This is a genomic window from [Acidovorax] ebreus TPSY (genome assembly GCF_000022305.1).
Lineage (GTDB): Bacteria > Pseudomonadota > Gammaproteobacteria > Burkholderiales > Burkholderiaceae_C > Diaphorobacter > Diaphorobacter nitroreducens.
This window is the reverse complement of the sequence record NC_011992.1, coordinates 2701186-2720590: the sequence shown is the minus strand read 5'-3', so window position 1 is coordinate 2720590 and position 19405 is coordinate 2701186. Positions and strand designations below refer to the sequence as shown.

Genomic DNA, 19405 nt, shown 5'->3' with positions numbered 1-19405 from the left:
CTATGGCGCTTATCCATCAAGCGCTGGTAGCTATTAATAGATGAGTGAAACTGAAGGAGTGTCGGGATGAAGGTGGTTGGCTTTGCCGGCTATTCAGGCAGCGGCAAGACCACGCTGGTGGAGCAGCTGATTCCCGAACTGCGCCTGCATGGCCTGCGCGTGTCGGTGGTCAAGCATGCGCACCACAAGTTCGACATCGACCATGTGGGCAAGGACACCTGGCGCCACCGCGAGGCCGGCGCCTATGAAGTGGCCGTGGCCTCCGACCGGCGCATGGCGCTGATGCGCGAATTCGAGCAGGAGCACACGCCCAGCGTGCACGAACTGCTGGCCGAGCTGGATCCGCGCGTGGACTGGGTGCTGGTGGAAGGCTTCAAGGAAAGCGACCTGCCCAAGATCGAGATCTGGCGCGCCGCTTCACCCGATTACCGCGAACGGCCCGCTCTCTATCCGCACGATCCCTGCATCGTCGCCGTGGCCACCGACGCGCCGCTGCCGCCGGTGCCTACCGCGCTGCCGGTGCTCAACCTGGACGACCCTCACGCCGTGGTGCAATGGCTGCTGGCACAGGGCGCGCGTTTTGACTATGTGCCCGACCGGGCGGAGGCCTGCGAATGAAACCCCAAGCGCGTGCACCCCTCAAGCCACTGGACGAAGCCCTGGCCGAACTGCTGGCGCAGGCCGCCCTGCTGGCAGGCGCCGACACCGTCAACACCTTCGACGCCGACGGTCGCGTGCTCGCGCAGGCCGCCACCTCGCCGCTGCAGGTGCCGCCCAACGACAACAGCTCGATGGACGGCTACGCCGTGCGCTGCGCCGACGTGCCGGCAGCGGGGGTGGAGTTGCCGGTGGCGCAGCGTATTCCCGCGGGCGCCTTCGGCGTGCCGCTGGCGGCGGGTACGGCGGCGCGCATCTTCACGGGCGCGCCGGTGCCCGAGGGGGCCGATGCCATCGTGATGCAGGAAGACTGCGAGGCGCTCGACGGGGATCGCGTGCGCGTGAATGCCGTACCGGTCCAGGGTCAGTGGATTCGGCGCGCGGGCGAGGACATCACCCGGGGTGCTGAGGTGCTGGCCGCTGGCACGCGCCTCACCCCCGCAGAGCTGGGCCTGGCTGCCAGTATCGGCTTGGGCACCCTGCAGGTGGCGCGCCGGCCCCGCGTGGCGCTTTTTTCCACGGGCGACGAACTCGTCATGCCGGGTGATGTGCCGCCCGCGCAGATGAAGCCCGGCGCCATCTACAACAGCAACCGTTTCTTCCTGCGCGCCATGCTGCTGCGCCTGGGCTGCGAGGTGAGCGACTTAGGCATCGTGCCCGACCGGCGCGATGCCACCGTGGCCGCGCTGCGCGAGGCTGCTCAGGGACATGACCTGATCCTGACCAGCGGCGGCGTGAGCGTGGGCGAGGAAGACCACATCAAGCCGGCGGTGGAGCGCTTGGGCACGCTGCAGCTCTGGCAGATCGCCATGAAGCCGGGCAAGCCCTTCGCCTACGGCCAGATTCCCCACGCGGGCGGCAGCGCGCACTTCATGGGCCTGCCGGGCAACCCCGTGTCCAGCTTCGTCACCTTCGGCCTGCTGGTGCGCCCCTTCCTGTTGCGCCTGCAGGGCGTGCGTGATGTTGCTCCTAAAGCGATAGCTGCTACCGCTGGATTCGACTGGCCTCGGGCCGATAAACGCCGTGAATTCCTGCGCGTGCGCCAGGGCGCCGATGGCACGCTGGAGCTGTTTCCCAACCAAAGCTCGGGCGTGCTTACCTCGGCCGCCTGGGCGGACGGCGTGGTGGACAACCCCGCCGGCCAGACCATTGCACGCGGCGATACCGTGCGCTTCCTGCCATTTGCGGAGTTGCTGTCATGACCACGCCCTTCACGATCACGGTGCGCTACTTCGCCTCCATCCGCGAGGCCGTGGGCATGGGGCAGGAGACGGTGCAGACCGGCGCCACCACGCTGGGCGCCTTGCGCGATGAACTCATCGCCCGTGGCGAGCCCTGGGCCACCTGCCTCTCGCGCGGGCGCGCCGTGCGCGTGGCCCTCGACCAGACCATGGCGCATGACGCCACGCCGCTGGCGGCAGGCGCCGAGGCGGCGTTCTTTCCGCCCGTCACGGGCGGCTGACGGCGTTCAAGGCTGCTGCACCGCCAGGGCGGGCAGCTCGGGGCTGCGCCACCCCAGCAACTCGGCCAGGCGCAGCGTGATCCAGCGCGCCTCGGCCGGGGTCACGCCCGCGTCCGGGCCGGCCAGGCCGGCGTGGATGCCCAGCAGCACCCCTTCTTCCGACCGCGCACCGCCGTGGTACAGCTGCTGCGCCTGTTCCACCAAGTGGCAGGCCAGGTCCTCGCACCACTCGTAGCGCGCCCGCACCTCGGCGGCAGGCGCCTGCAGCCGTGCGCGTGTGTCGCTGTACAGCGCGATGAAGGAGGGCGGGACCAGGATCTGGTTGTCGTCGTGCATCCGCCTATTGTCTGGCACGGCGAAAAAACACAGGCGCCGCTCCTGCCGGAGACGGCGCCCGCGCGGGTCTGGAGCGGATCAGCGCTTTTGCTGTGCCGGGGGCGCATCGTTGCGCGTGAACAGCCAGACGAAGAAGCCCCCCATGCACAGCATGAAACCGATGCCTATGGCGCTGAACAGGCCCACCTCGGTGGTGAAGAGTTGCTTGAGCAGTTGCATGGCGTTTTTCCTCCGTCGTTATGTGATGGAGCCATTGCAGCGCAGCCCGGCGGGAGCCCCTTTGAGACAAGTCAAAAATCCGGGTATACCCCACTATTGTCGTCAAGTACCTTCAATCAGGCACGAACAGGCGCTCAAAGCGCTGCTGGTCGCCTTCCAGCTCGAAGGTCACGAGCTGGCCCATCTTCGCGTCAGCCTTGCGGTGGGCGGAGAACAGGCTGTAGCGGCCCGCCAGGTCGAAGCTGGGCAGATCGATCAAGGCATAGGGGTGGGGCACGAAAGTCTGGAACTCAAACACCACACGGTGCGCATTGCGCGGCGAGGGGTAGAGCAGGTAGTCGTCGGTGGTGATGGTCTGCAGGGCCATGGTGTGCAAGTGTGGGGGGTGGGCGTTAAAGTGCCGTCAATCCCGCAATTCTGCCGCTGACCACTGCCATGCACCGCGTTTCCATCCAGACCCATGACTTCGACGTTTCCACCGAGCTGGCGGCGCTGCGTGCGCGGGACGCGCGCGTGGGGGCGGTGTGCTGCTTCGTGGGCACGGTGCGCGACCGCAACGAAGGGGACAGCGTGGCCTCCATGGAGCTGGAGCACTACCCGGGCATGACCGAGAAATCCATCGAGGCCATGGTGGATGCGGCGTTTGCACGTTTTAACCTCTATGGCGTGCGCGTGATCCACCGCGTGGGGCTGCTCGCGCCCATGGACCAGATCGTGATGGTGGCAGTGACCTCGGCGCACCGCGGCGAGAGCTTTCAGGCCTGCGAGTTCGTCATGGACTACCTCAAGACCCAGGCGCCGTTCTGGAAGAAGGAGCAGACGCCAGATGGTGCGCGCTGGGTGGATGCGCGCGTGAGCGACGATGCGGCGCTGGCGCGCTGGGGCATCGCCGCGCCGCCCCAGGTGGGCTGACTTTTATCGTCCGGCGGCTTGAAATCGAGGCCCCGGAGCCCTAGCTAGCGACAAGTTGGAGGTTTCACATGCGTCTCGATAAATTCACCACGAAGTTCCAAGAAGCGCTGTCTGATGCACAGTCGCTGGCCCTGGGACATGACAACGCCTACATAGAGCCCGTGCACATGCTGGTGGCCATGCTGCGCCAGGATGAAGGCCCGCGCGCGCTGCTGCAGCGTGCCGGCGCCAATGTGCCGGGCCTGCTGGCCGCGGCCGAGGCCGCCGTCAAGCGCCTGCCCCAGGTGCAGGGCCAGGACCAGGTGCAGGGCAGCCCCGAGCTGGGCCGTGTGCTGCAGGCCACCGAGAAGGAAGCCATCAAGCGCGGCGACCAGTTCATCGCCAGCGAATTGTTTTTGCTGGCGCTGGTCGACAGCAAGGGCGAGGCCGCGCAGCTGGCCAAGGACAACGGCGTGACCCGCAAGAGCCTGGAGGCGGCCATCGACGCCGTGCGCGGCGGCCAGAAGGTGGACAGCGCCGAAGCCGAGGGCCAACGCGAGGCGCTGAAGAAATACACGCTGGACCTGACCGAGCGCGCCCGCCAGGGCAAGCTGGACCCGGTGATCGGCCGCGACGACGAGATCCGCCGCGCCATCCAGGTGCTGCAGCGGCGCAGCAAGAACAACCCCGTGCTGATCGGCGAGCCCGGCGTGGGCAAGACCGCCATCGTCGAGGGCCTGGCCCAGCGCATCGTCGAGGGCGAGGTGCCCGAGACGCTGAAGAACAAGCGCGTGCTGGTGCTGGACATGGCCGGCCTGCTGGCGGGTGCCAAGTACCGCGGCGAGTTCGAGGAGCGCCTGAAGTCCGTGCTGAAGGAAGTGGCGCACGAGGAAGGCCGCATCATCCTCTTCATCGACGAGATCCACACCATGGTCGGCGCCGGCAAGGCCGAAGGCGCCATGGACGCGGGCAACATGCTGAAACCCGCACTGGCGCGCGGCGAGCTGCACTGCATCGGCGCGACCACGCTGGACGAGTACCGCAAGTACATCGAGAAGGATGCGGCGCTGGAGCGGCGCTTTCAGAAGGTGCTGGTGGACGAGCCCAGCGTGGAAGACACCATTGCCATCCTGCGCGGCCTGCAGGTGCGCTACGAGGCGCACCACGGCGTGGACATCACCGACCCGGCCATCGTGGCCGCGGCCGAGCTGTCGCACCGCTACATCACCGACCGTTTTTTGCCCGACAAGGCCATCGACCTGATCGACGAGGCCGCGGCCAAGATCAAGATCGAGATCGACTCCAAGCCCGAGTCGATGGACAAGCTCGAGCGGCGCATGATCCAGCTCAAGATCGAGCGCGAGGCGATGAAGAAAGAGACCGATGAGGCCTCGCAAAAACGCCTGCAGCTCATCGAGGAAGAGTTGGGCAATGTGGAGCGCGAGTACGCCGATCTGGAAGAGGTCTGGAAGGCCGAGAAGGCCAGCGCGCAGGGCTCTGAGCAGATCCGCAAGGACATCGATGCCATCCGCACACAGATCGACGACCTGAAGCGCAAGGGCGACTTCAACAAAGTGGCCGAGCTGCAGTACGGCACGCTGCCCGAGCTGGAAAAGCGCCTGAAGGAAGCGCAGGACAGCGAGGCCGGCGGCACGGGCACCAAGCACAAGCTGCTGCGCACCCAGGTGGGTGCCGAGGAAATCGCCGAGGTGGTCAGCCGCGCCACCGGCATTCCCGTGGCCAAGATGATGCAGGGCGAGAAGGACAAGCTGCTGCACATGGAGGAAAAGCTGCACGAGCGCGTGGTGGGCCAGGACGAGGCGATCTCCGCCGTGGCCAACGCCATCCGCCGCTCGCGCTCGGGCCTGTCGGACCCCAACCGGCCGCTGGGCAGCTTCCTGTTCCTGGGCCCCACGGGCGTGGGCAAGACCGAGCTGTGCAAGGCGCTGGCCGGGTTCCTCTTCGACAGTGAAGAGCATCTGGTGCGCATCGACATGAGCGAGTTCATGGAAAAGCATAGCGTGGCACGCTTGATTGGCGCGCCTCCCGGCTATGTGGGCTATGAAGAGGGCGGCTACCTGACCGAGGCCGTGCGCCGCAAGCCCTACAGCGTGCTGCTGCTGGATGAGGTGGAAAAGGCCCACCCCGACGTGTTCAACGTGCTGCTGCAGGTGCTTGACGACGGACGCCTGACCGATGGCCAGGGCCGCACCGTGGACTTCAAGAACACGGTGATCGTGATGACCAGCAACATTGGCTCGCACCTGATCCAGGCCATGGTGGGCCAGGATGCCGAGGACATCAAGGAAGCCGTGTGGGGGGAACTCAAGGGCCATTTCCGACCCGAATTCCTCAACCGCATCGACGAGACGGTGGTGTTCCACGGGCTGGATGCCAAGCACATCGAAGCGATTGCACGCATTCAGTTGCGTCTGCTGGAGGCGCGGCTGGCCAAAATGGACCTGGCCCTGCAGGTGTCGCCGGCCGCGATGGGCGAACTGGCCAAGGTGGGGTTCGATCCGGTGTTCGGGGCGCGTCCGCTCAAGCGGGCCATCCAGCAGCGCATCGAGAACCCGCTGTCCAAGCTGCTGCTGGAGGGCCGCTACCCGCCCAAGAGCGTGATTCCGGTGGATGTCGATCCTGTGACAGACCCAGGGGTATTCCACTTCGGCGAGGCCCGCCCCGCGGGGTGAGGTCTACCATTGAACGAAGGCGCGGGCCTTTCCCGCGCCTTCATCTGCCAGAAAGGGGCATGGTTTGAACGACATTGTGGCCGGCGCGATCCGGTGGACGTTGCGGCTCGTGGTCTTCGCCATGGGTGCGCTTTTTTTCCTCAGTCTGCTGGCCGCGGCCGCCGTTCTGGCACTCGTGTGGGGCGCCCGCGCATTGTGGGCGCGCCTGACGGGCCGCCCGGTCATGCCCTGGGCGATGCGCATGAACCCGCGCGAGGGGTGGAGCACCGTGTACCGCAGCACGGCGCGCTGGACGGCGCCCGGCCCGACGGCGCATGCCCCGCAGCGCAGCACGGACGTCACCGACGTCGTGCCGCGCGAAGTGCATTGATTGCTATTGAAACATGAGCTGCTTGCGCTTGCTGGATAAGCGCTGGAGGCTTAAAAGGCTATAACACTCTCCACCCCGTGCATTCAGCCGTTGGGCGGCCCGTATTGCGCGATCACCTGTTGCTCGGTGAGCGTCGGCGTCTGGTTCGCGAAGGCGTAGTACGCGGGCTTCTTGTCGATGTAGATCTGGCTGGCCAGTTCGAAGTCCTGCGTCTCGAAGGCCCCGGCGGGAATGAAATATTCGCCAGTCGCCAGCAGCTTGTAGTACAGGTGTGTTCCGCAGCGCGTGCAGAAGGCCCGCTGTGCCCAATCAGAGGACGCATACACGCCGATATGCTCCTCACCCGTGAACTCCACCTCCGGCCCGCAATGCACGGCCAGCAGCGGCCCGCCACCCCAGCGGCGGCAGAAGCCGCAATGGCAGGCGCCGATTTCCTTGGCCACGGGGGACGTGAAGTGGACTGCGCCGCAAAGACAATGACCGTTCATCTCGTGTTCCTTTCAAGCGGAAGGGCAGGGGCGCATCTTACGGGGGCAGGGCGGCAACACAATGTCACGCGCGGCTCGGTCTGGCGGTGGGGCGGCGAGCCCTATCATGCACGGCATGAGCCCTGATGACATCCGCCACCTGTTCGACCTCCAACGCCAAGCCAGCCGCGCCCACCCCGATGTGCCCTTGATGGTGCGTCGAGAGCGCTTGCTGCGGCTGTCCAAGATGCTGGACGAACATGGGCCGGTGCTGGCGGCGGCGGTGCAAGCGGACTTTGGCATGCGCTCACAGCGCCTGACGGAGGTGGCCGACCTCTTCGTGCTGCGCGCGGAACTGGGGCATACGCTCAGGCATCTGGCGCGCTGGAGCCGGCGCACCAGGGTGCGCACGCCGCTGTTCCTGCAGCCCGCGCGTGGCTGGATCGAGCGCCAGCCGCTGGGCGTGGTGGGCATCATCTCGCCGTGGAACTACCCGGTGCAGCTGGCGCTGGGGCCGGCCATTGGTGCGCTGGCCGCGGGCAACCGGGTGATGCTCAAGCCGAGTGAGCTCACGCCCCACACGTCCGCCCAACTGGCCGCGCTGGTGGCGCAGTTCTTCGCACCCGAAGAGTTCTGCGTGGTGCAGGGCGACGCGGCCACGGCCGCGCTCGTGGCATCGCTGCCGTTCGACCATCTGGTGTTCACCGGCTCCACCGCTGTGGGGCGCAAGGTGGCGCAGGCGGCGGCGGCCAATCTCACGCCGACCACGCTGGAGCTGGGCGGCAAGTCGCCGTGCATCATCGATGCGGACTGCGACATGCAGGAGGCCGCGCTCAAGATCGCCCACGGCAAGCTGCTCAACGCGGGCCAGACCTGCATCGCACCCGACTACGTGCTGCTGCCGCGTGGCAACGAGGCGGCCTTTGCCGAAGCGTTCCGCGTGGCGGTGGCGCGGCTGTTTCCGTATTTCGAGGGCAACCCGGACTACGCCTCCATCATCAGCACACGCCACCTCGCACGGCTGCGCACCATGCTGCAGCAGGCCCAGACGCAAGGGGCGGAGGTACACGTGCTGCAACCCGTGCCGGGCTCGCCCCCGCCACCGCCTCCGGGTATCGGCGACGGGGTAGGGCGGCAGATGGCGCCAACGCTGGTGTTCGGTGCCAGCCCGAACATGCAGCTCATGCAGGAAGAAATCTTCGGGCCCGTGCTGCCCGTGCTCAGCTACGAGCGCCTGGACGATGCCATTGCCCACATCAACGCGCACCCGCGTCCGTTGGCGCTGTATTGGTTCGGGCGCAGCGAGGCGGTGCGCGATGATGTGCTGCGGCGCACCGTGAGCGGCGGCGTCTCGGTGAACGACACGCTGATGCACATCGCGCACGACGCGCTGCCTTTTGGCGGCGTGGGTGACAGCGGCTGGGGCGCCTACCATGGCGAGGCGGGCTTTCTGCGCTTTTGCCATCAGAAGTCGGTGCTGGCGCAGTCGCGCTGGTCGCTGGGACACCTGCTATACCCGCCCTATGGCGCGCGTTTCGACCAGGTGATGGCGCTGCTGCGCCGCCTGATGTAGCGCGGCGTGGCCGTGGCATGCGCGCTATGCCACAGATGGCCGCGTTTGCGTGCAATGGCGGGGTTGGCAAGGTGGAAACTGCGGGGCATGAGAGGCGAAGCGGCATTTGCGCGAAAATGCTGGGTTTTTCGCTTTTCACCTGCTTTCGTTTTCCCATGTCCAGTATCCAGGTTCGTCCCGCCACCCTTCGCGATGCCAAAGCCATTGCCCAGGTTCATACCTCCGCCGCGTTGGAAGCTTACCGAGGGCTGCTGCCTGACGATCAGTTGAAGTCCATGTCGTCCGTCGAGAAGCGCCAAGCCTACTGGCGCGAGGCGATCGAGTATTGCGAGCCCCAGGTCCAAGTGGCCGTGGACGGCGACAAGATCGTCGGTTTCGTCGGCTTCGACCGCTCGCGTGATGAAAAGACGCGCAACACCACCGGTGAAATCTGGGCCATCTACGCGGCCCCCTCGCATTGGAACAAGGGGGTCGGAGTGGCCCTGTGGGACGCCGCGCGCGACGGCCTGCACGAAGAGGGTTGCACCACCGTGACGGCCTGGGTGCCGCTGCGCAATGAGCGTGCCCTGCGCTTTCATGAACTTGCCGGCTTCAAGCGCGAGATGACGACCGCCAAGACCGCCGTGGTCGGTGGCGTGAAGATCGAGGAAGTGCGCCTCAAGCGCCCGATCAACTGAGCCCCGCCATGATCCACTGGAGCGAACACGGCGAGGACCGCAGCGCGCCGTGGCGCTCCGAAAGCGGCGCCAGCGCGCCGCGCCGGGTGGTGTTGGCTGACGATACGCTGGCTGCCGATGCGGCCTATCGCCTGGTATGCGAAGGCACGGGCCTGCTGTGGCGCGGCGACTTTCAGAACGCGCGCCATCTGCTGGACGCGCTCAAGCGCCGTATCGAACGTCCGCGCAAGAGCGGCAAAGGCGGTCGGAACAACGCCGTGCCCGCGGCGGAGTTCCCGCACGCCTTTCATTTGCATCGCCAGGCGCAGGCACAGCGCGCCCGCCTGCTGGGGCTGCTGCTGATTGAGCTGCAGCCCGACTGGCGCATCGCCCTGCGCCGCGCGCCCGACTGGCGCGCGGCCTGCGCCGAGGCCTGGGGCCCGGCGCTGCAGGAGTCCACCATTGTCTCGCTGCGCGAGTTGCTGGGCGCCGTGGGGGCGCACGAATGGCGCCGCAAGGGCGTGGATGTGCCCGCTCTGGGCGCACGCATTTACCCGCATTACGGCGTGTTTTCGCCCGTGCGGGGCGAGTATGTGGACCTGGTCGCCCAGGCCCCGCTGCCGCCGGGCGCGGATGCGCTCGCTTTCGAGATCGGCACCGGCACCGGCGTGCTGGCCGCCGTGCTGGCACGGCGTGGCGTGGCCCGCGTGGTGGCGACCGAGTTGGACCCGCGTGCCCTGGCCTGCGCGCGGGACAACCTGACGCGGCTGGGCCTGGAGGACCGCGTGCAGCTGCTGCAGACCGATCTGTTCCCGCCCGCGACCACCTTCGGGCGGGCGCCACTCATCGTCTGCAACCCGCCCTGGCTGCCGGCCAAGGCCAGCGCGCCCATCGAGCGCGCGGTGTATGACGAAGACAGTCGCATGCTGCGTGGTTTTCTGACGGGGCTGCCTGCGCACCTGGCGCCGCACGGCGAGGGATGGCTCATCCTGTCGGACCTGGCCGAGCATCTGCGCCTGCGCAGCCGGGCTGAGCTGCTGGGCTGGATTGCGGCGGCGGGGCTGGAGGTGCGCGGCCGCCACGACATCCGTCCGCGCCACGGCAAGGCCACGGCCGGCGATGACGCACTGGCCGGCCCGCGCGCGGCCGAGGTCACGTCGCTGTGGCGCCTGGGCGTGGCCGGCGGTACGCAGCAGCCCTGACACGCATGCCAGCAGGCCATGCAAAACTACGGTTTTGATAGCTGCTAGCGCTTGTCCAGTAAGCGTTAGAGGCCAATTTAATACATAAGTCCCGATGAGCGCATCCGCACCGCTGCTGCTCGCCCCGATGGAGGGGCTACTCGACTTCGTGCTGCGTGACGTGCTCACACAGGTGGGTGGCGTGGACCGGTGCGTGTCCGAGTTCATCCGCATCACCGGCAGCCTGCTGCCCGACAAGGTGTTCCTGCGCTACATCCCCGAGCTGAAGAACGGCGGGCGCACGCTGGCCGGCGTGCCGGTGCGGGCGCAGCTGCTGGGCTCGGACCCGGTAAGCATGGCCGAGAACGCCGCCCGCCTGGCCGAGCTGGGGCCCGAGGGCATCGACCTGAACTTCGGCTGCCCGGCCCGGACCGTGAACCGCCATGGCGGCGGCGCGGCCCTGCTGCGCGAACCCGAGGCCATTGCCGCCGTGGTGGCGGCCGTGCGCCGCGCCGTGCCCGCCCACCTGCCCGTGTCGGCCAAGATGCGCCTGGGCTATGACGACGCCAGCCTGGCGCGCGAATGCGCCCAGGCCATGGAGCAGGGCGGTGCCTGCGAGCTGGTGGTGCACGCACGCACCAAGGCCGACGGCTACCGCCCGCCCGCGTACTGGGAGCAGATCCCGGCGATCCGCGCGGCGGTCCGCATTCCCTTGGTGGCCAACGGCGAGATCTGGACCGTGCAGGATGCGCTGCGCTGCCGCGCAGCGTCGGGTTGCGACGCGCTGATGCTGGGCCGCGGCATCGTCGCCGACCCCGGGCTGGCGCTGGCCATCCGCGCGCACGACGTGGGCCGCCACACCATCGCGCTGCCCTGGGCCGCGCTGCTGCCGCAGCTAGAGCGGTTCTGGCAATTGGTGTGCGCGGACCTGGAGCCGGGCCAGCGCGCGGGCCGGCTCAAGCAGTGGCTGAACCTGCTGCGCCGGCGCTATCCGCAGGCGCAGGACGCGTTCGACCAGGTGCGCGTGATGACCGACCAGCGCGCCATCAGTGCCTGGGTGGCGCAGGCCGTGGCCCGCGCGGGCGCGGCGGCTACAGCAGGTGATCGGGCGCCAGCGGCCCCAGCAGCTTGAGCAGCAGGCGCAGGCCGGCGCTGCTGTCGGGGTCGGTGTGCGCGTCCTGCAGGCCGCTGCCCTCGGGCGCGTGCCACACCAGCCGGCCGTCGTCCTCCCGCTGCAGATGCCAGGCGTTGGCGCGCATGGCGGAATCGATCTGCTGGCCGGCCTCGGCCGCCAGCGCGCGGCTGCGGATCAGCAGCGCGATCTCGGTGTTCTGCAACTGCGAGCGCAGGTCCAGATTCATCGACCCCACGACCAGCAGCCGGCCGTCCACCACCATGACCTTGGAATGCAGCATGGACCGCGACGCGCCCGTTGCGCTGCCCGAGCTGCCCGAGCTGCCGAAGGCCGAGCCCAGGCCCGCCTGCTCGCTGCGCAGCTCATACAGTTCCACGCCCATGGCCAGCAGCTCTTTGCGGTGGCGCGCGTAGCCCACATGGGCGATGGGCGCGTCGTTGGAGGCCAGCGAGTTGGTCAGCACGCGCACGCGCACGCCGCGGGCGCGCGCGTCGGCAAAGGCGCGCTTCATGTCGTCGCCCGGCACGAAATAGGGCGAGATGATGAGCAGCTCGCGCTGCGTGCGGCGCATCAGATTGAGCAGGCCGTCGACCACCGTGTCGCCGGGCGACGCGGGTGGTCGCGTTGCGGACAGGGGCGCGTTGGGTAGCGCATCGTCACCGTCGCCATCAAGCGGGATCTTGGTGGGTTGGTCCGCCAGCAGCACGGCGGGGGCCCAGACGAATTCGGCGTTGCGCAGGTCCATGGGTTGGGAGTCCCAGGCGGGGGCGGCGTCGGGCAGATCGGGTGCCGGCGTTGGCTGCGTTGATGTTGCCGGTGCCGGCGCGGCTTCGGCGGCAGGTTCATCGTCATCGTCATCGCTGCGCAGCAGCTGCGCTCGCAGACGCTCCAACTCTTCGCGCGTGATGAGCGACTGCACGGGGTAGGCGCGCGGGTTGTTCCAGTAGGCGTCGAAGCTGCGCGACATGTCGGCCACGATCGGGCCGATGGCCAGCACGTCGAGATCGACGAAGTTTTCCGCCTGCGACTTGCCGAAGTAGGCGTCGCCCAGGTTGCGCCCGCCCGTCACGCCCATGACGTTGTCGGCCAGGAACAGCTTGTTGTGCATGCGCTGCTGCACGCGCGAGAAGTCGGTGATGGAGCCCCACAGCCGCCCCAGGGCGGAGGCGCGCGGGCCCGCCACGGGGTTGAACATGCGCATCTCGATGCGGGGCTCGAACGCCATGCGCATCACCAGCGCATTGCGCCCCGTGCTGTGAAAGTCATCCAGCAGAATCCGCACCCGAACCCCGCGCCGCGCGGCGGCCACCACCCCGCGCAGCAGCCGCCCGGAGCTGGCATCGGCCTGGATGGCGTAGTACTGCAGGTCCAGCGTTTTTTGCGCCGCCTGGGTCAGGGCCAGCCGGCTGCCATAGGCCTCCTGCGGGCCGCTGAGCAGCATGAATCCGGATGCATGGCGCGCGCCGGCCGCCGTTCGCCGCTGCTGCACCAGGCTGGCCAGCGCGGTGGCCTGCTGCGAGGTGTCCAGCGCGGTGGACACGGGCCTGTCCACATCCTTGGGCAGACCGGCGCAGCCGCCGCAAAACCACGCCAGCAGGCCCATGGCGCACCAGCGCAGCGGGGCGGTCCAGGCGGGACTGAGCGGGATGGCGGCGGGCATAAGCGTGAGGGAGTGCGGCAACTGCGTTTATATAGCCCCTGCCGGCCGCACCCCGATGTCGGACAACGGCGCCGAACCGCGCTGCTGTCGCTATCGCCACTTCAATGGCTGACTCCCCGCCAAGGGTGCCGTCAGAAGTCCGCGCGCCCCGCCACGCGGGCCACCACCCGCAGGTCCGGCCCAATCTGCCGCACGCTGTGGAACTCCATGCGCACCCCGTCCGACAAGGCTTGCAACGGCCCCCAGCTTGCCAGCCCGTGGGCCCCGCTGCCCAGCAACAGGGGGGCCTGGTACAGCAGCATTTCATCGACCAGGCCTTCGCGCAGGAAGGAACCGTTGAGCTTGTGGCCGGCCTCCACATGCAACTCGTTCACGCTGCGCCGCGCCAGATCGCGCAGCATGGCGGGCAGGTCCACCTTGCCCCGCGCATTGGGCAGCACGACCACCGTGGCGCCGCGCGCCCGCAAGGCCTCTGCCGCCTGGGCCTCGCCTTGAGCCGCGTAGATCAGCACCTGCCGGTCCGCCACGTCGAACAGCCGTGCGCCTGGCGGCGTCTGCAGCCGGCTGTCCACGATCACCAGGTGGGGTTGGCGCGGGGTGGCCACCTCGCGCACATTGAGCAGCGGGTCGTCCTCCAGCACCGTGCCTATGCCGCTCAGCACCGCACAGGCGCGCGCACGCCAGGCATGGCCATCCGCGCGCGCGGCGGGGGAAGTGATCCACTGGCTGGCGCCATTGCCCAAGGCCGTCACTCCATCCAGCGAGGCCGCGGCCTTCATGCGCACCCAGGGCATGCCGCGCACCATGCGGCTGAAGAAGCCAATGTTCAGTTCGCGTGTTTCCGCTGCGCCGGGCCCCGCCTCCACGGCGACCCCCGCCGCACGCAGCCGTGCAAAGCCCTGGCCCGCCACCAGCGGGTTCGGGTCGGCCACCGACGCCACCACGCGCGCTATGCCGGCCTGGATCAGCGCATCGCAACAGGGACCGGTGCGCCCTTGGTGCGCACAGGGCTCCAGCGTCACATAGGCCGTGGCCCCGCGCACGTCATTGCCACGGGCCGCCGCGTCGCGCAGCGCCATCACCTCGGCATGCGGGCCGCCGGCCTGCTGGGTGAAGCCCTGGCCCAGCACGGCACCCGCGTCGCTGGTGATGACGCAGCCCACGCGCGGATTGGGGTTGGAAAGAAAAAGCGCCTGGGCGGCAAGCCCAAGCGCTTGGCTGATGAAGGGGGAGGCGTCTGTCATGGCGCAGCGATGGTAGCGCGCCGGGCCATGGTGCTATGCCAGCAGTTCCGGCACATCGGCATACACATCGCGCAGGCTCACGGCCACGTCCAGGCAGCGCAGGGCCAGCACCTCATCCGGCCGGGTGAGCACCAGATGTTGCCAGCGGCCTTCGTCGCCCAGCTGGTACAGGTCGGCGTGCACGCGATCCTGGCGCAGCAGCAGGTATTCGCGCAGGCTGGGCAGCAGGCGGTAGGCCAGCAGCTTTTCGCGGGTATCGATGCGCTCGGTGCTGGGCGAGAGCACCTCCACCAGCAGGCAAGGCTGGCTCCGGTAGTAGGGGGGTTCTTTGTCGTCCGGCTGGCAGCTCAACAGCAGATCGGGGTAATAGAAATCGCTGTCACCGTCGTGATCCACGCGCACCTTCATGTCCGCCATGAACAGCTGGCAGCCCTTACGCCGTGCCGCAGGGAGCAGCATTGCATGCAAAGAGCCAGCAATCAAACCATGCTTGTCACTGGCGCCGCCCATGGCCACGACCTGCCCACCCAGGTACTCATGCTTGGTCTCGGTGGCTTGCTCGCCGTCGAGGTAGTCCTGGATGCTGGTTTGCTCTTGTGGCTCGGTCGGAGTAGTCATGTGCGGTACTCCTTGGGTGATGGGGCTGTGGATCGCACCATCCTACAAGAGCAGGATTACTTGCCCCAGCAGTCGGGGTTGTAGCCGGTGTCGCCAGATTTCTTGCCGGCGGCGCCACGCACGCCGGTATTGCTCAGCGTGTAGGTGCCGCATTTGTCGCCCGTCTGCGCGCCCTTGGGTGCGGCCGTAAGCGTGAAAGCGGCATTGGTGTTACCCGCTTGAAAGGCAATGTCATATCGCTTGGTGGTGTCTCCTGACCATGTCAGGGCAATCGGCAGTGCGGTGGGATACACCCCCTGGGCTGTCGCCGCCCGTTCCAGCCACTGCTGCGCCTGTAGCAGCCCGGCGCGCGCATCCGCACGGTGGCCGCGCCGCACGTACTCGGTATAGCTGGGGTAGGCGATGGCCGAGAGGATTCCGACGATCGCCACCACGATCATCAACTCGATCAGGGTAAAGCCTTGTTGCTGGTGTTTCATCACAAATCCATTCAAAAAGCATAGCTGGTTGCACCTAACTGAAGCCGACTTCAGAGGAGTTTCTATGAAGTCAAACAGCGCGAGGCACAAGCAATCAAGGTGTGACTCCAGTGGAGTTATTTCAGTTGGCGCCAATTCGGGCGCAAGGACATTTCCGGCATGCGGCGCATCTTTTCCTCGACGAGGTCCGAGCCCGTCCCGCCTTGCTTCGGCTGTCTGCCACGCATGTGGATGCGATTGCCCTTTACGATCATTGTCAGGGCACCCGGCGGCATGCCGTAGCGGGCAAGGCCGTTCGGTCCGTCAATGATCGGAACGCGAGGTGCTTGGCCGTCCATGATGTTGATGAACGTCACGTACTGGCTTTCCTTGTCAACTGCACCGCCTTCGCAGCTTTCGATTGCGGGGTCCAGGCGCGATCCCTTGGCGGGAATTTGCGTGGGCACCATCAACAGGTTGCTGCCGTCGTAGAACTGCATGGGCTTGAGCAGGCGTTCGCGGGTCAGGGGAAAGTCCATGAACCAGCCTTTCTTGTCGGCCCAATTCAAGGTAGAGGCATTCAGCTTCCAGAAACTCCTGCCGTCGCGCGTCTGTGCGGCTGTGTCGGGAATCGTGCTCTGCACCAAGTCGCTTTGGGCCACGGCATGGGGCAGGTCGTCGCTGCTTTTCACCAGCTTGGCGCAGACGCCGGTAGTGGTGGCACATACCTTCACGCGGCCAGTCGGCTTCTCGTTGGGGGCGGTGCCGGTCATTTCGCGCTCGTAGCGCGTGTTGTCCAGCACGGAGTACAGCGTCTGCTGCTGCAGTTCTGCCTGGTCCAACTTGGTCACGTTGCGGCCGGTGCCGAAGGCCACCATCATGCCGCCCACGGCACCGGTCACGGCGCTGGTGCCGGTGCCGGTGGTCTTGGTACGGTCGTTCACCCGCGCTGAGGGGGCAGCGGTGATGGACTGCCGCGTGGAGCTGTTCGTGTTGGCCGAATGTCCCGTGCCGCGATTGGCCGTGAACAGCGGTGTGCCGGCAGCCTTGCCTTCCCAAGTTGCTACGCCCCATTGGCTGGCATCTTCGGTGTTGATGAGGAACTTCCACAGGTTGCCCTTGAGGTCGCCCGCGTACACCACGTCTGGCCGGCCATCGCCGCTGATGTCCACCAGGCGGGGGGCCGACAGGCCGTTGTCCGTGTCCGTCGTCAGGGCCGGGATGCGCAGCAGCTCCTTGGCGCCGTCCAGATACTGGATCAGCAGCACGGGCCGTCCGTTGGCGCTGTTGTAGCCATTGCCCATCACCGCGGCCCAGCGGTTGTCGTTCATGCGCACGATCTGCGTGGTGCGTTGCGGGTTGGCATCGTCCATCACCGGCTTGGCGAAGATATGGCCCAGGTCGTCCACGTCGTCATTGCTCGCGGTGGTGGTGCTGGCGGGGAGGGTCTTGTCCATCACCACCAGGCTGTTCGCATTGGTTTCGGTGAAGTTGCTGCTGCCTGTGCCGTCCGTCTTGCCGGGGTTGGTCACGTCCAGCACAAAATAGCCCCGGCCACCCGCGCCCAGCGTGCCTATCAGCAGGGTCTTCCACTCGCTGTCGAACACATCGCCCGTCATGGGAGAGCCATCGACGAAGTACTGGTGATTGTTGTTGAAGGTCGGGTTGGTGAGCTTGGGCAGGTCGCGCATCACGCCACGGGGCACGTAGGCGATGCGTTCCGTGCCGTCCGCGGCGGTAAAGCCGTGCAGCATGCCGTCATTACCGCCCACATAGAGCATGGGCTCGCGCTTGGCCCAGGTGCGTGTAAAGGCGGTGTAGCCCTCCAGGGCGTAATTGCTTGTAGGTGCGCCCAGGTACCACACCTCGGAATTGATGATGCTGCCCTGGCGGCTCCAGCGCTTGCGGAAAGGTTTGTCGGTCGTGCAGCCAGCGTCGGGGCACTCCAGATCGCGCACGCCGCGCAGGTAGTTCACACGGTTGTTTCCATCGGCGCCAGCAGTGCCCGAGGGGCCGCCATTCGTGCCGGTGGCGGTCAGCAGGACCTTCTGGTCCGCGCTTAGGTTGGTATTGCCGCTGGTCCACTTGAACGGCCTGCCGCCCACTTCTGCCGTACTTCCGGAGGGGATGTCGTCATTCCAGGTCAATACCAGGCGGTTGGTCACGTTGAAAGCTGTGTCGTCCAGCTTGTCGGCCGTGGTCTTGCCGTCCCAGGCTTGCACGGTGGTGCCGTCGTCGCTCTTGAAAGTCTCGGACGATACGGCGCCCCGCCAGCCCTCCTTGGGTACGTAGCTGGCAGTGAAGATACCCACGTCGTTCTGTGATGCGTTGCTGCCGCTGGTGGCGGTGGAGCCACGGTCTGGCTCGGTTTCGGCGTTGATGGTGCGCACGATCTGCCTGAATGCCTCTTTCAGATCTTCACCCTTTTCCACGGCGTAGAAGCGTCCCCGGCCGTTGAGGGCTGCATGCCACATGTCGTGCCCCCTGTCGCGGGTACTGGTAACGGTGGTTCCAGTGGAGCTGCCGCCGTAAGCGCGCCATGTATAGGTGCCATTGGCATAGTCGGCCAGATTGCCATCATCGCCATAGGGCAGCAGGGTGGTCGGAGCGGTGATCGCGCCTTGATCCGTGACCGATGTGCCGTCTTTGTTGAGGCTGTAGTTTTTCTGGGGAAGCGCGTCCGTGCTGAAACCGATGGTGAAAGTAACCATGTGCGCCCAGTCGGCCGGGTCGTATTTGGGGTTCCAGAATTTCTCCAGCGTGGCCGTTGTTTTGGTCACGCGGTTCGTGATGGTTTCAGAGGCAGGCGCATTGTCATACTCGGGCAGGGGAGACACTTTGCCGTGGAGATCAGTGGCGGGGCGCAGCGGATTGGCCCAGCTTTGGAAGGCCCAGTCGGCAATGGTGGTGAAGTCCTCGCTATCCCGGTAGAGGCGGGTTTGCGCCGTGGCGGTATAGGGTTTGCCGTTGGGCAGGTCGGGGCTCGTGCGGTTGTCGTAATTGAGGGGGGTGGTGGACTGAACGTATTGGTTCCAGCCACCGTCAGTCAGTAGGATGTGGTAATTGCGGCGGCAGCCCAGTGGTTTGTTGTCGTTTTTCGCGTCCGCCAGCTTTGTGCCGGGAACATCGGCCCAGGGGCCGTTCTGGTGTGGAGTCGCGCGCATGTAGTCGTCTGCACGTTGCACCATGCGATGGGTGGGGGTGTTGCCGCTAGCACTGTACTTATTGGCATACGCGATGAAGTTGGCGCGATGGGTTGCGTCCAGTACGCGCATCATGTTGTGGCTGGTTCCATTCGTTGCTGCGGCAGTGCCCAGGTCGCTGAGCGTCAGGCCGGAGCCGGTGGTGCTGTTATTCATGGATTGCCAAGCCATGCGGATTTTTCCGTTGGGCAGCAGAGCGGTGTCACTGAACGTGTCCTTGAGGGCGTCAGCCAGCACCTTCGTGCGGGTAAGGGTTTGGGGCGCGGTTACCCAGGGGTTGTAAGCGTTGCCACCGCTACACCCTCCTGTTCTGTTGCAGTAAGGCCTACTGGGATCTCGCAGTACCCCAGGGAGTGTCATGTCTGCGGTATTCATACTGCCCGAATCGTCCAGCGACAAGATCACGTTCGGCGCCACATACGGCTCCACCGTGCCCGGCGGCGCCTGGGCAAAGTCCAGCGCCAGCGCAGTGTGCGGCGCGAGCGCCGCGCCGATCAGCGACGCGAGCAGGGTTTTCTTGAAACGGGTGTGGGAGGGGGCATGGAAAGTCATGGCGTTCTCCGGTTTGAATTCGGGTGAAAT

General features: G+C 66.7%; 19 protein-coding genes. 10 read left to right on the top strand and 9 right to left on the bottom strand.

The features are described 5' to 3' along the window. Positions 1-66 precede the first annotated feature (66 nt). Genes mobB through moaD form a run of 3 tightly spaced genes read left to right on the top strand, consistent with a single transcriptional unit; the run spans position 67 to position 2119 of the window. Positions 67-618: a molybdopterin-guanine dinucleotide biosynthesis protein B gene (mobB, locus tag DTPSY_RS12815; RefSeq protein WP_015913922.1), complete on the top strand. Its 552-nt coding sequence runs from the start codon at positions 67-69 to the stop codon at positions 616-618. Then, complete coding sequence (locus DTPSY_RS12810) at positions 615-1859, top strand: molybdopterin molybdotransferase MoeA (protein WP_015913921.1); 1245 nt, start codon at positions 615-617, stop codon at positions 1857-1859. Before mobB ends, DTPSY_RS12810 begins: the two co-directional genes overlap by 4 nt. Further along, positions 1856-2119, top strand: coding sequence for a molybdopterin converting factor subunit 1 (gene moaD, locus DTPSY_RS12805; RefSeq protein ID WP_011806323.1), 264 nt, complete (start codon positions 1856-1858; stop codon positions 2117-2119). Before DTPSY_RS12810 ends, moaD begins: the two co-directional genes overlap by 4 nt. Positions 2120-2125: 6 nt before the next feature. Here the strand turns inward: moaD and DTPSY_RS12800 are convergent, their stop codons facing one another. The 3 genes from DTPSY_RS12800 to DTPSY_RS12795 all read right to left on the bottom strand — a co-directional run bounded on the left by DTPSY_RS12800 (position 2126) and on the right by DTPSY_RS12795 (position 3041). After that, positions 2126-2455: a hypothetical protein gene (locus tag DTPSY_RS12800; protein ID WP_011806322.1), complete on the bottom strand. Its 330-nt coding sequence runs from the start codon at positions 2453-2455 to the stop codon at positions 2126-2128. 78 nt (positions 2456-2533) lie between these two features. After that, entirely contained in the window at positions 2534-2674 is a 141-nt protein-coding gene (locus DTPSY_RS18195) for a DUF3149 domain-containing protein (protein WP_015913920.1), read from the bottom strand. A 112-nt stretch (positions 2675-2786) separates the two neighbouring features. Then, positions 2787-3041: a hypothetical protein gene (locus DTPSY_RS12795; protein ID WP_011806321.1), complete on the bottom strand. Its 255-nt coding sequence runs from the start codon at positions 3039-3041 to the stop codon at positions 2787-2789. Between the two features lie 68 nt (positions 3042-3109). Here DTPSY_RS12795 and moaE point away from each other — a divergent pair, with 68 nt between their 5' ends. The 3 genes from moaE (at position 3110) to DTPSY_RS12780 (ending at position 6628) form a co-directional block, all read left to right on the top strand. Further along, entirely contained in the window at positions 3110-3586 is a 477-nt protein-coding gene (gene moaE, locus DTPSY_RS12790; RefSeq protein WP_015913919.1) for a molybdopterin synthase catalytic subunit MoaE, read from the top strand. Positions 3587-3654: 68 nt separating this feature from the next. Further along, entirely contained in the window at positions 3655-6258 is a 2604-nt protein-coding gene (gene clpB / locus DTPSY_RS12785) for an ATP-dependent chaperone ClpB (protein ID WP_015913918.1), read from the top strand. Positions 6259-6322: 64 nt separating this feature from the next. Next, complete coding sequence (locus tag DTPSY_RS12780) at positions 6323-6628, top strand: hypothetical protein (protein WP_015913917.1); 306 nt, start codon at positions 6323-6325, stop codon at positions 6626-6628. A gap of 83 nt (positions 6629-6711) precedes the next feature. On the opposite strand, the gene DTPSY_RS12775 is transcribed toward DTPSY_RS12780, so the two are convergent. Then, complete coding sequence (locus tag DTPSY_RS12775) at positions 6712-7116, bottom strand: GFA family protein (protein WP_015913916.1); 405 nt, start codon at positions 7114-7116, stop codon at positions 6712-6714. Positions 7117-7231: 115 nt separating this feature from the next. Between DTPSY_RS12775 and DTPSY_RS12770 the strand changes: the two genes are divergently transcribed. The 4 genes from DTPSY_RS12770 to DTPSY_RS12755 all read left to right on the top strand — a co-directional run bounded on the left by DTPSY_RS12770 (position 7232) and on the right by DTPSY_RS12755 (position 11637). Continuing rightward, entirely contained in the window at positions 7232-8668 is a 1437-nt protein-coding gene (locus tag DTPSY_RS12770) for a coniferyl aldehyde dehydrogenase (protein ID WP_041838875.1), read from the top strand. 155 nt (positions 8669-8823) lie between these two features. Further along, positions 8824-9345, top strand: coding sequence for a GNAT family N-acetyltransferase (locus DTPSY_RS12765; RefSeq protein ID WP_015913914.1), 522 nt, complete (start codon positions 8824-8826; stop codon positions 9343-9345). A gap of 8 nt (positions 9346-9353) precedes the next feature. Beyond that, positions 9354-10526: a methyltransferase gene (locus tag DTPSY_RS12760; protein ID WP_015913913.1), complete on the top strand. Its 1173-nt coding sequence runs from the start codon at positions 9354-9356 to the stop codon at positions 10524-10526. A 94-nt stretch (positions 10527-10620) separates the two neighbouring features. Next, on the top strand, positions 10621-11637 hold the full coding sequence (locus tag DTPSY_RS12755) for a tRNA dihydrouridine synthase (RefSeq protein ID WP_015913912.1): 1017 nt from the start codon (positions 10621-10623) through the stop codon (positions 11635-11637). On the opposite strand, the gene DTPSY_RS12750 is transcribed toward DTPSY_RS12755, so the two are convergent. From DTPSY_RS12750 to DTPSY_RS12730, 5 genes are all read right to left on the bottom strand, one after another. Further along, complete coding sequence (locus tag DTPSY_RS12750; RefSeq protein WP_015913911.1) at positions 11597-13300, bottom strand: phospholipase D family protein; 1704 nt, start codon at positions 13298-13300, stop codon at positions 11597-11599. The two genes, DTPSY_RS12755 and DTPSY_RS12750, sit on opposite strands and share 41 nt — an antisense overlap. 131 nt (positions 13301-13431) lie before the next feature. Then, positions 13432-14544: a bifunctional diaminohydroxyphosphoribosylaminopyrimidine deaminase/5-amino-6-(5-phosphoribosylamino)uracil reductase RibD gene (ribD, locus tag DTPSY_RS12745; RefSeq protein ID WP_015913910.1), complete on the bottom strand. Its 1113-nt coding sequence runs from the start codon at positions 14542-14544 to the stop codon at positions 13432-13434. Positions 14545-14577: 33 nt separating this feature from the next. Further along, complete coding sequence (locus DTPSY_RS12740; protein ID WP_015913909.1) at positions 14578-15162, bottom strand: Uma2 family endonuclease; 585 nt, start codon at positions 15160-15162, stop codon at positions 14578-14580. A gap of 56 nt (positions 15163-15218) precedes the next feature. Beyond that, positions 15219-15641: a type IV pilin protein gene (locus DTPSY_RS12735; RefSeq protein ID WP_015913908.1), complete on the bottom strand. Its 423-nt coding sequence runs from the start codon at positions 15639-15641 to the stop codon at positions 15219-15221. Between the two features lie 116 nt (positions 15642-15757). After that, entirely contained in the window at positions 15758-19375 is a 3618-nt protein-coding gene (locus DTPSY_RS12730) for a pilus assembly protein (protein ID WP_015913907.1), read from the bottom strand. Positions 19376-19405: the final 30 nt, after the last annotated feature.

What these genes read in the sequence shown, in the direction of transcription:
- DTPSY_RS12800 (WP_011806322.1), bottom strand. Translation starts at nt 2,455, where the DNA reads ATGCACGACGACAACCAGATCCTGGTCCCGCCCTCCTTCATCGCGCTG.
- DTPSY_RS12795 (WP_011806321.1), bottom strand. Translation starts at nt 3,041, where the DNA reads ATGGCCCTGCAGACCATCACCACCGACGACTACCTGCTCTACCCCTCG.
- DTPSY_RS12760 (WP_015913913.1), top strand. Translation starts at nt 9,354, where the DNA reads ATGATCCACTGGAGCGAACACGGCGAGGACCGCAGCGCGCCGTGGCGC.
- clpB (WP_015913918.1), top strand. Translation starts at nt 3,655, where the DNA reads ATGCGTCTCGATAAATTCACCACGAAGTTCCAAGAAGCGCTGTCTGAT.
- DTPSY_RS18195 (WP_015913920.1), bottom strand. Translation starts at nt 2,674, where the DNA reads ATGCAACTGCTCAAGCAACTCTTCACCACCGAGGTGGGCCTGTTCAGC.
- DTPSY_RS12730 (WP_015913907.1), bottom strand. Translation starts at nt 19,375, where the DNA reads ATGACTTTCCATGCCCCCTCCCACACCCGTTTCAAGAAAACCCTGCTC.
- mobB (WP_015913922.1), top strand. Translation starts at nt 67, where the DNA reads ATGAAGGTGGTTGGCTTTGCCGGCTATTCAGGCAGCGGCAAGACCACG.
- moaE (WP_015913919.1), top strand. Translation starts at nt 3,110, where the DNA reads ATGCACCGCGTTTCCATCCAGACCCATGACTTCGACGTTTCCACCGAG.
- DTPSY_RS12750 (WP_015913911.1), bottom strand. Translation starts at nt 13,300, where the DNA reads ATGCCCGCCGCCATCCCGCTCAGTCCCGCCTGGACCGCCCCGCTGCGC.
- DTPSY_RS12770 (WP_041838875.1), top strand. Translation starts at nt 7,232, where the DNA reads ATGAGCCCTGATGACATCCGCCACCTGTTCGACCTCCAACGCCAAGCC.
- DTPSY_RS12775 (WP_015913916.1), bottom strand. Translation starts at nt 7,116, where the DNA reads ATGAACGGTCATTGTCTTTGCGGCGCAGTCCACTTCACGTCCCCCGTG.
- ribD (WP_015913910.1), bottom strand. Translation starts at nt 14,544, where the DNA reads ATGACAGACGCCTCCCCCTTCATCAGCCAAGCGCTTGGGCTTGCCGCC.
- DTPSY_RS12755 (WP_015913912.1), top strand. Translation starts at nt 10,621, where the DNA reads ATGAGCGCATCCGCACCGCTGCTGCTCGCCCCGATGGAGGGGCTACTC.
- moaD (WP_011806323.1), top strand. Translation starts at nt 1,856, where the DNA reads ATGACCACGCCCTTCACGATCACGGTGCGCTACTTCGCCTCCATCCGC.
- DTPSY_RS12735 (WP_015913908.1), bottom strand. Translation starts at nt 15,641, where the DNA reads ATGAAACACCAGCAACAAGGCTTTACCCTGATCGAGTTGATGATCGTG.
- DTPSY_RS12765 (WP_015913914.1), top strand. Translation starts at nt 8,824, where the DNA reads ATGTCCAGTATCCAGGTTCGTCCCGCCACCCTTCGCGATGCCAAAGCC.
- DTPSY_RS12740 (WP_015913909.1), bottom strand. Translation starts at nt 15,162, where the DNA reads ATGACTACTCCGACCGAGCCACAAGAGCAAACCAGCATCCAGGACTAC.
- DTPSY_RS12810 (WP_015913921.1), top strand. Translation starts at nt 615, where the DNA reads ATGAAACCCCAAGCGCGTGCACCCCTCAAGCCACTGGACGAAGCCCTG.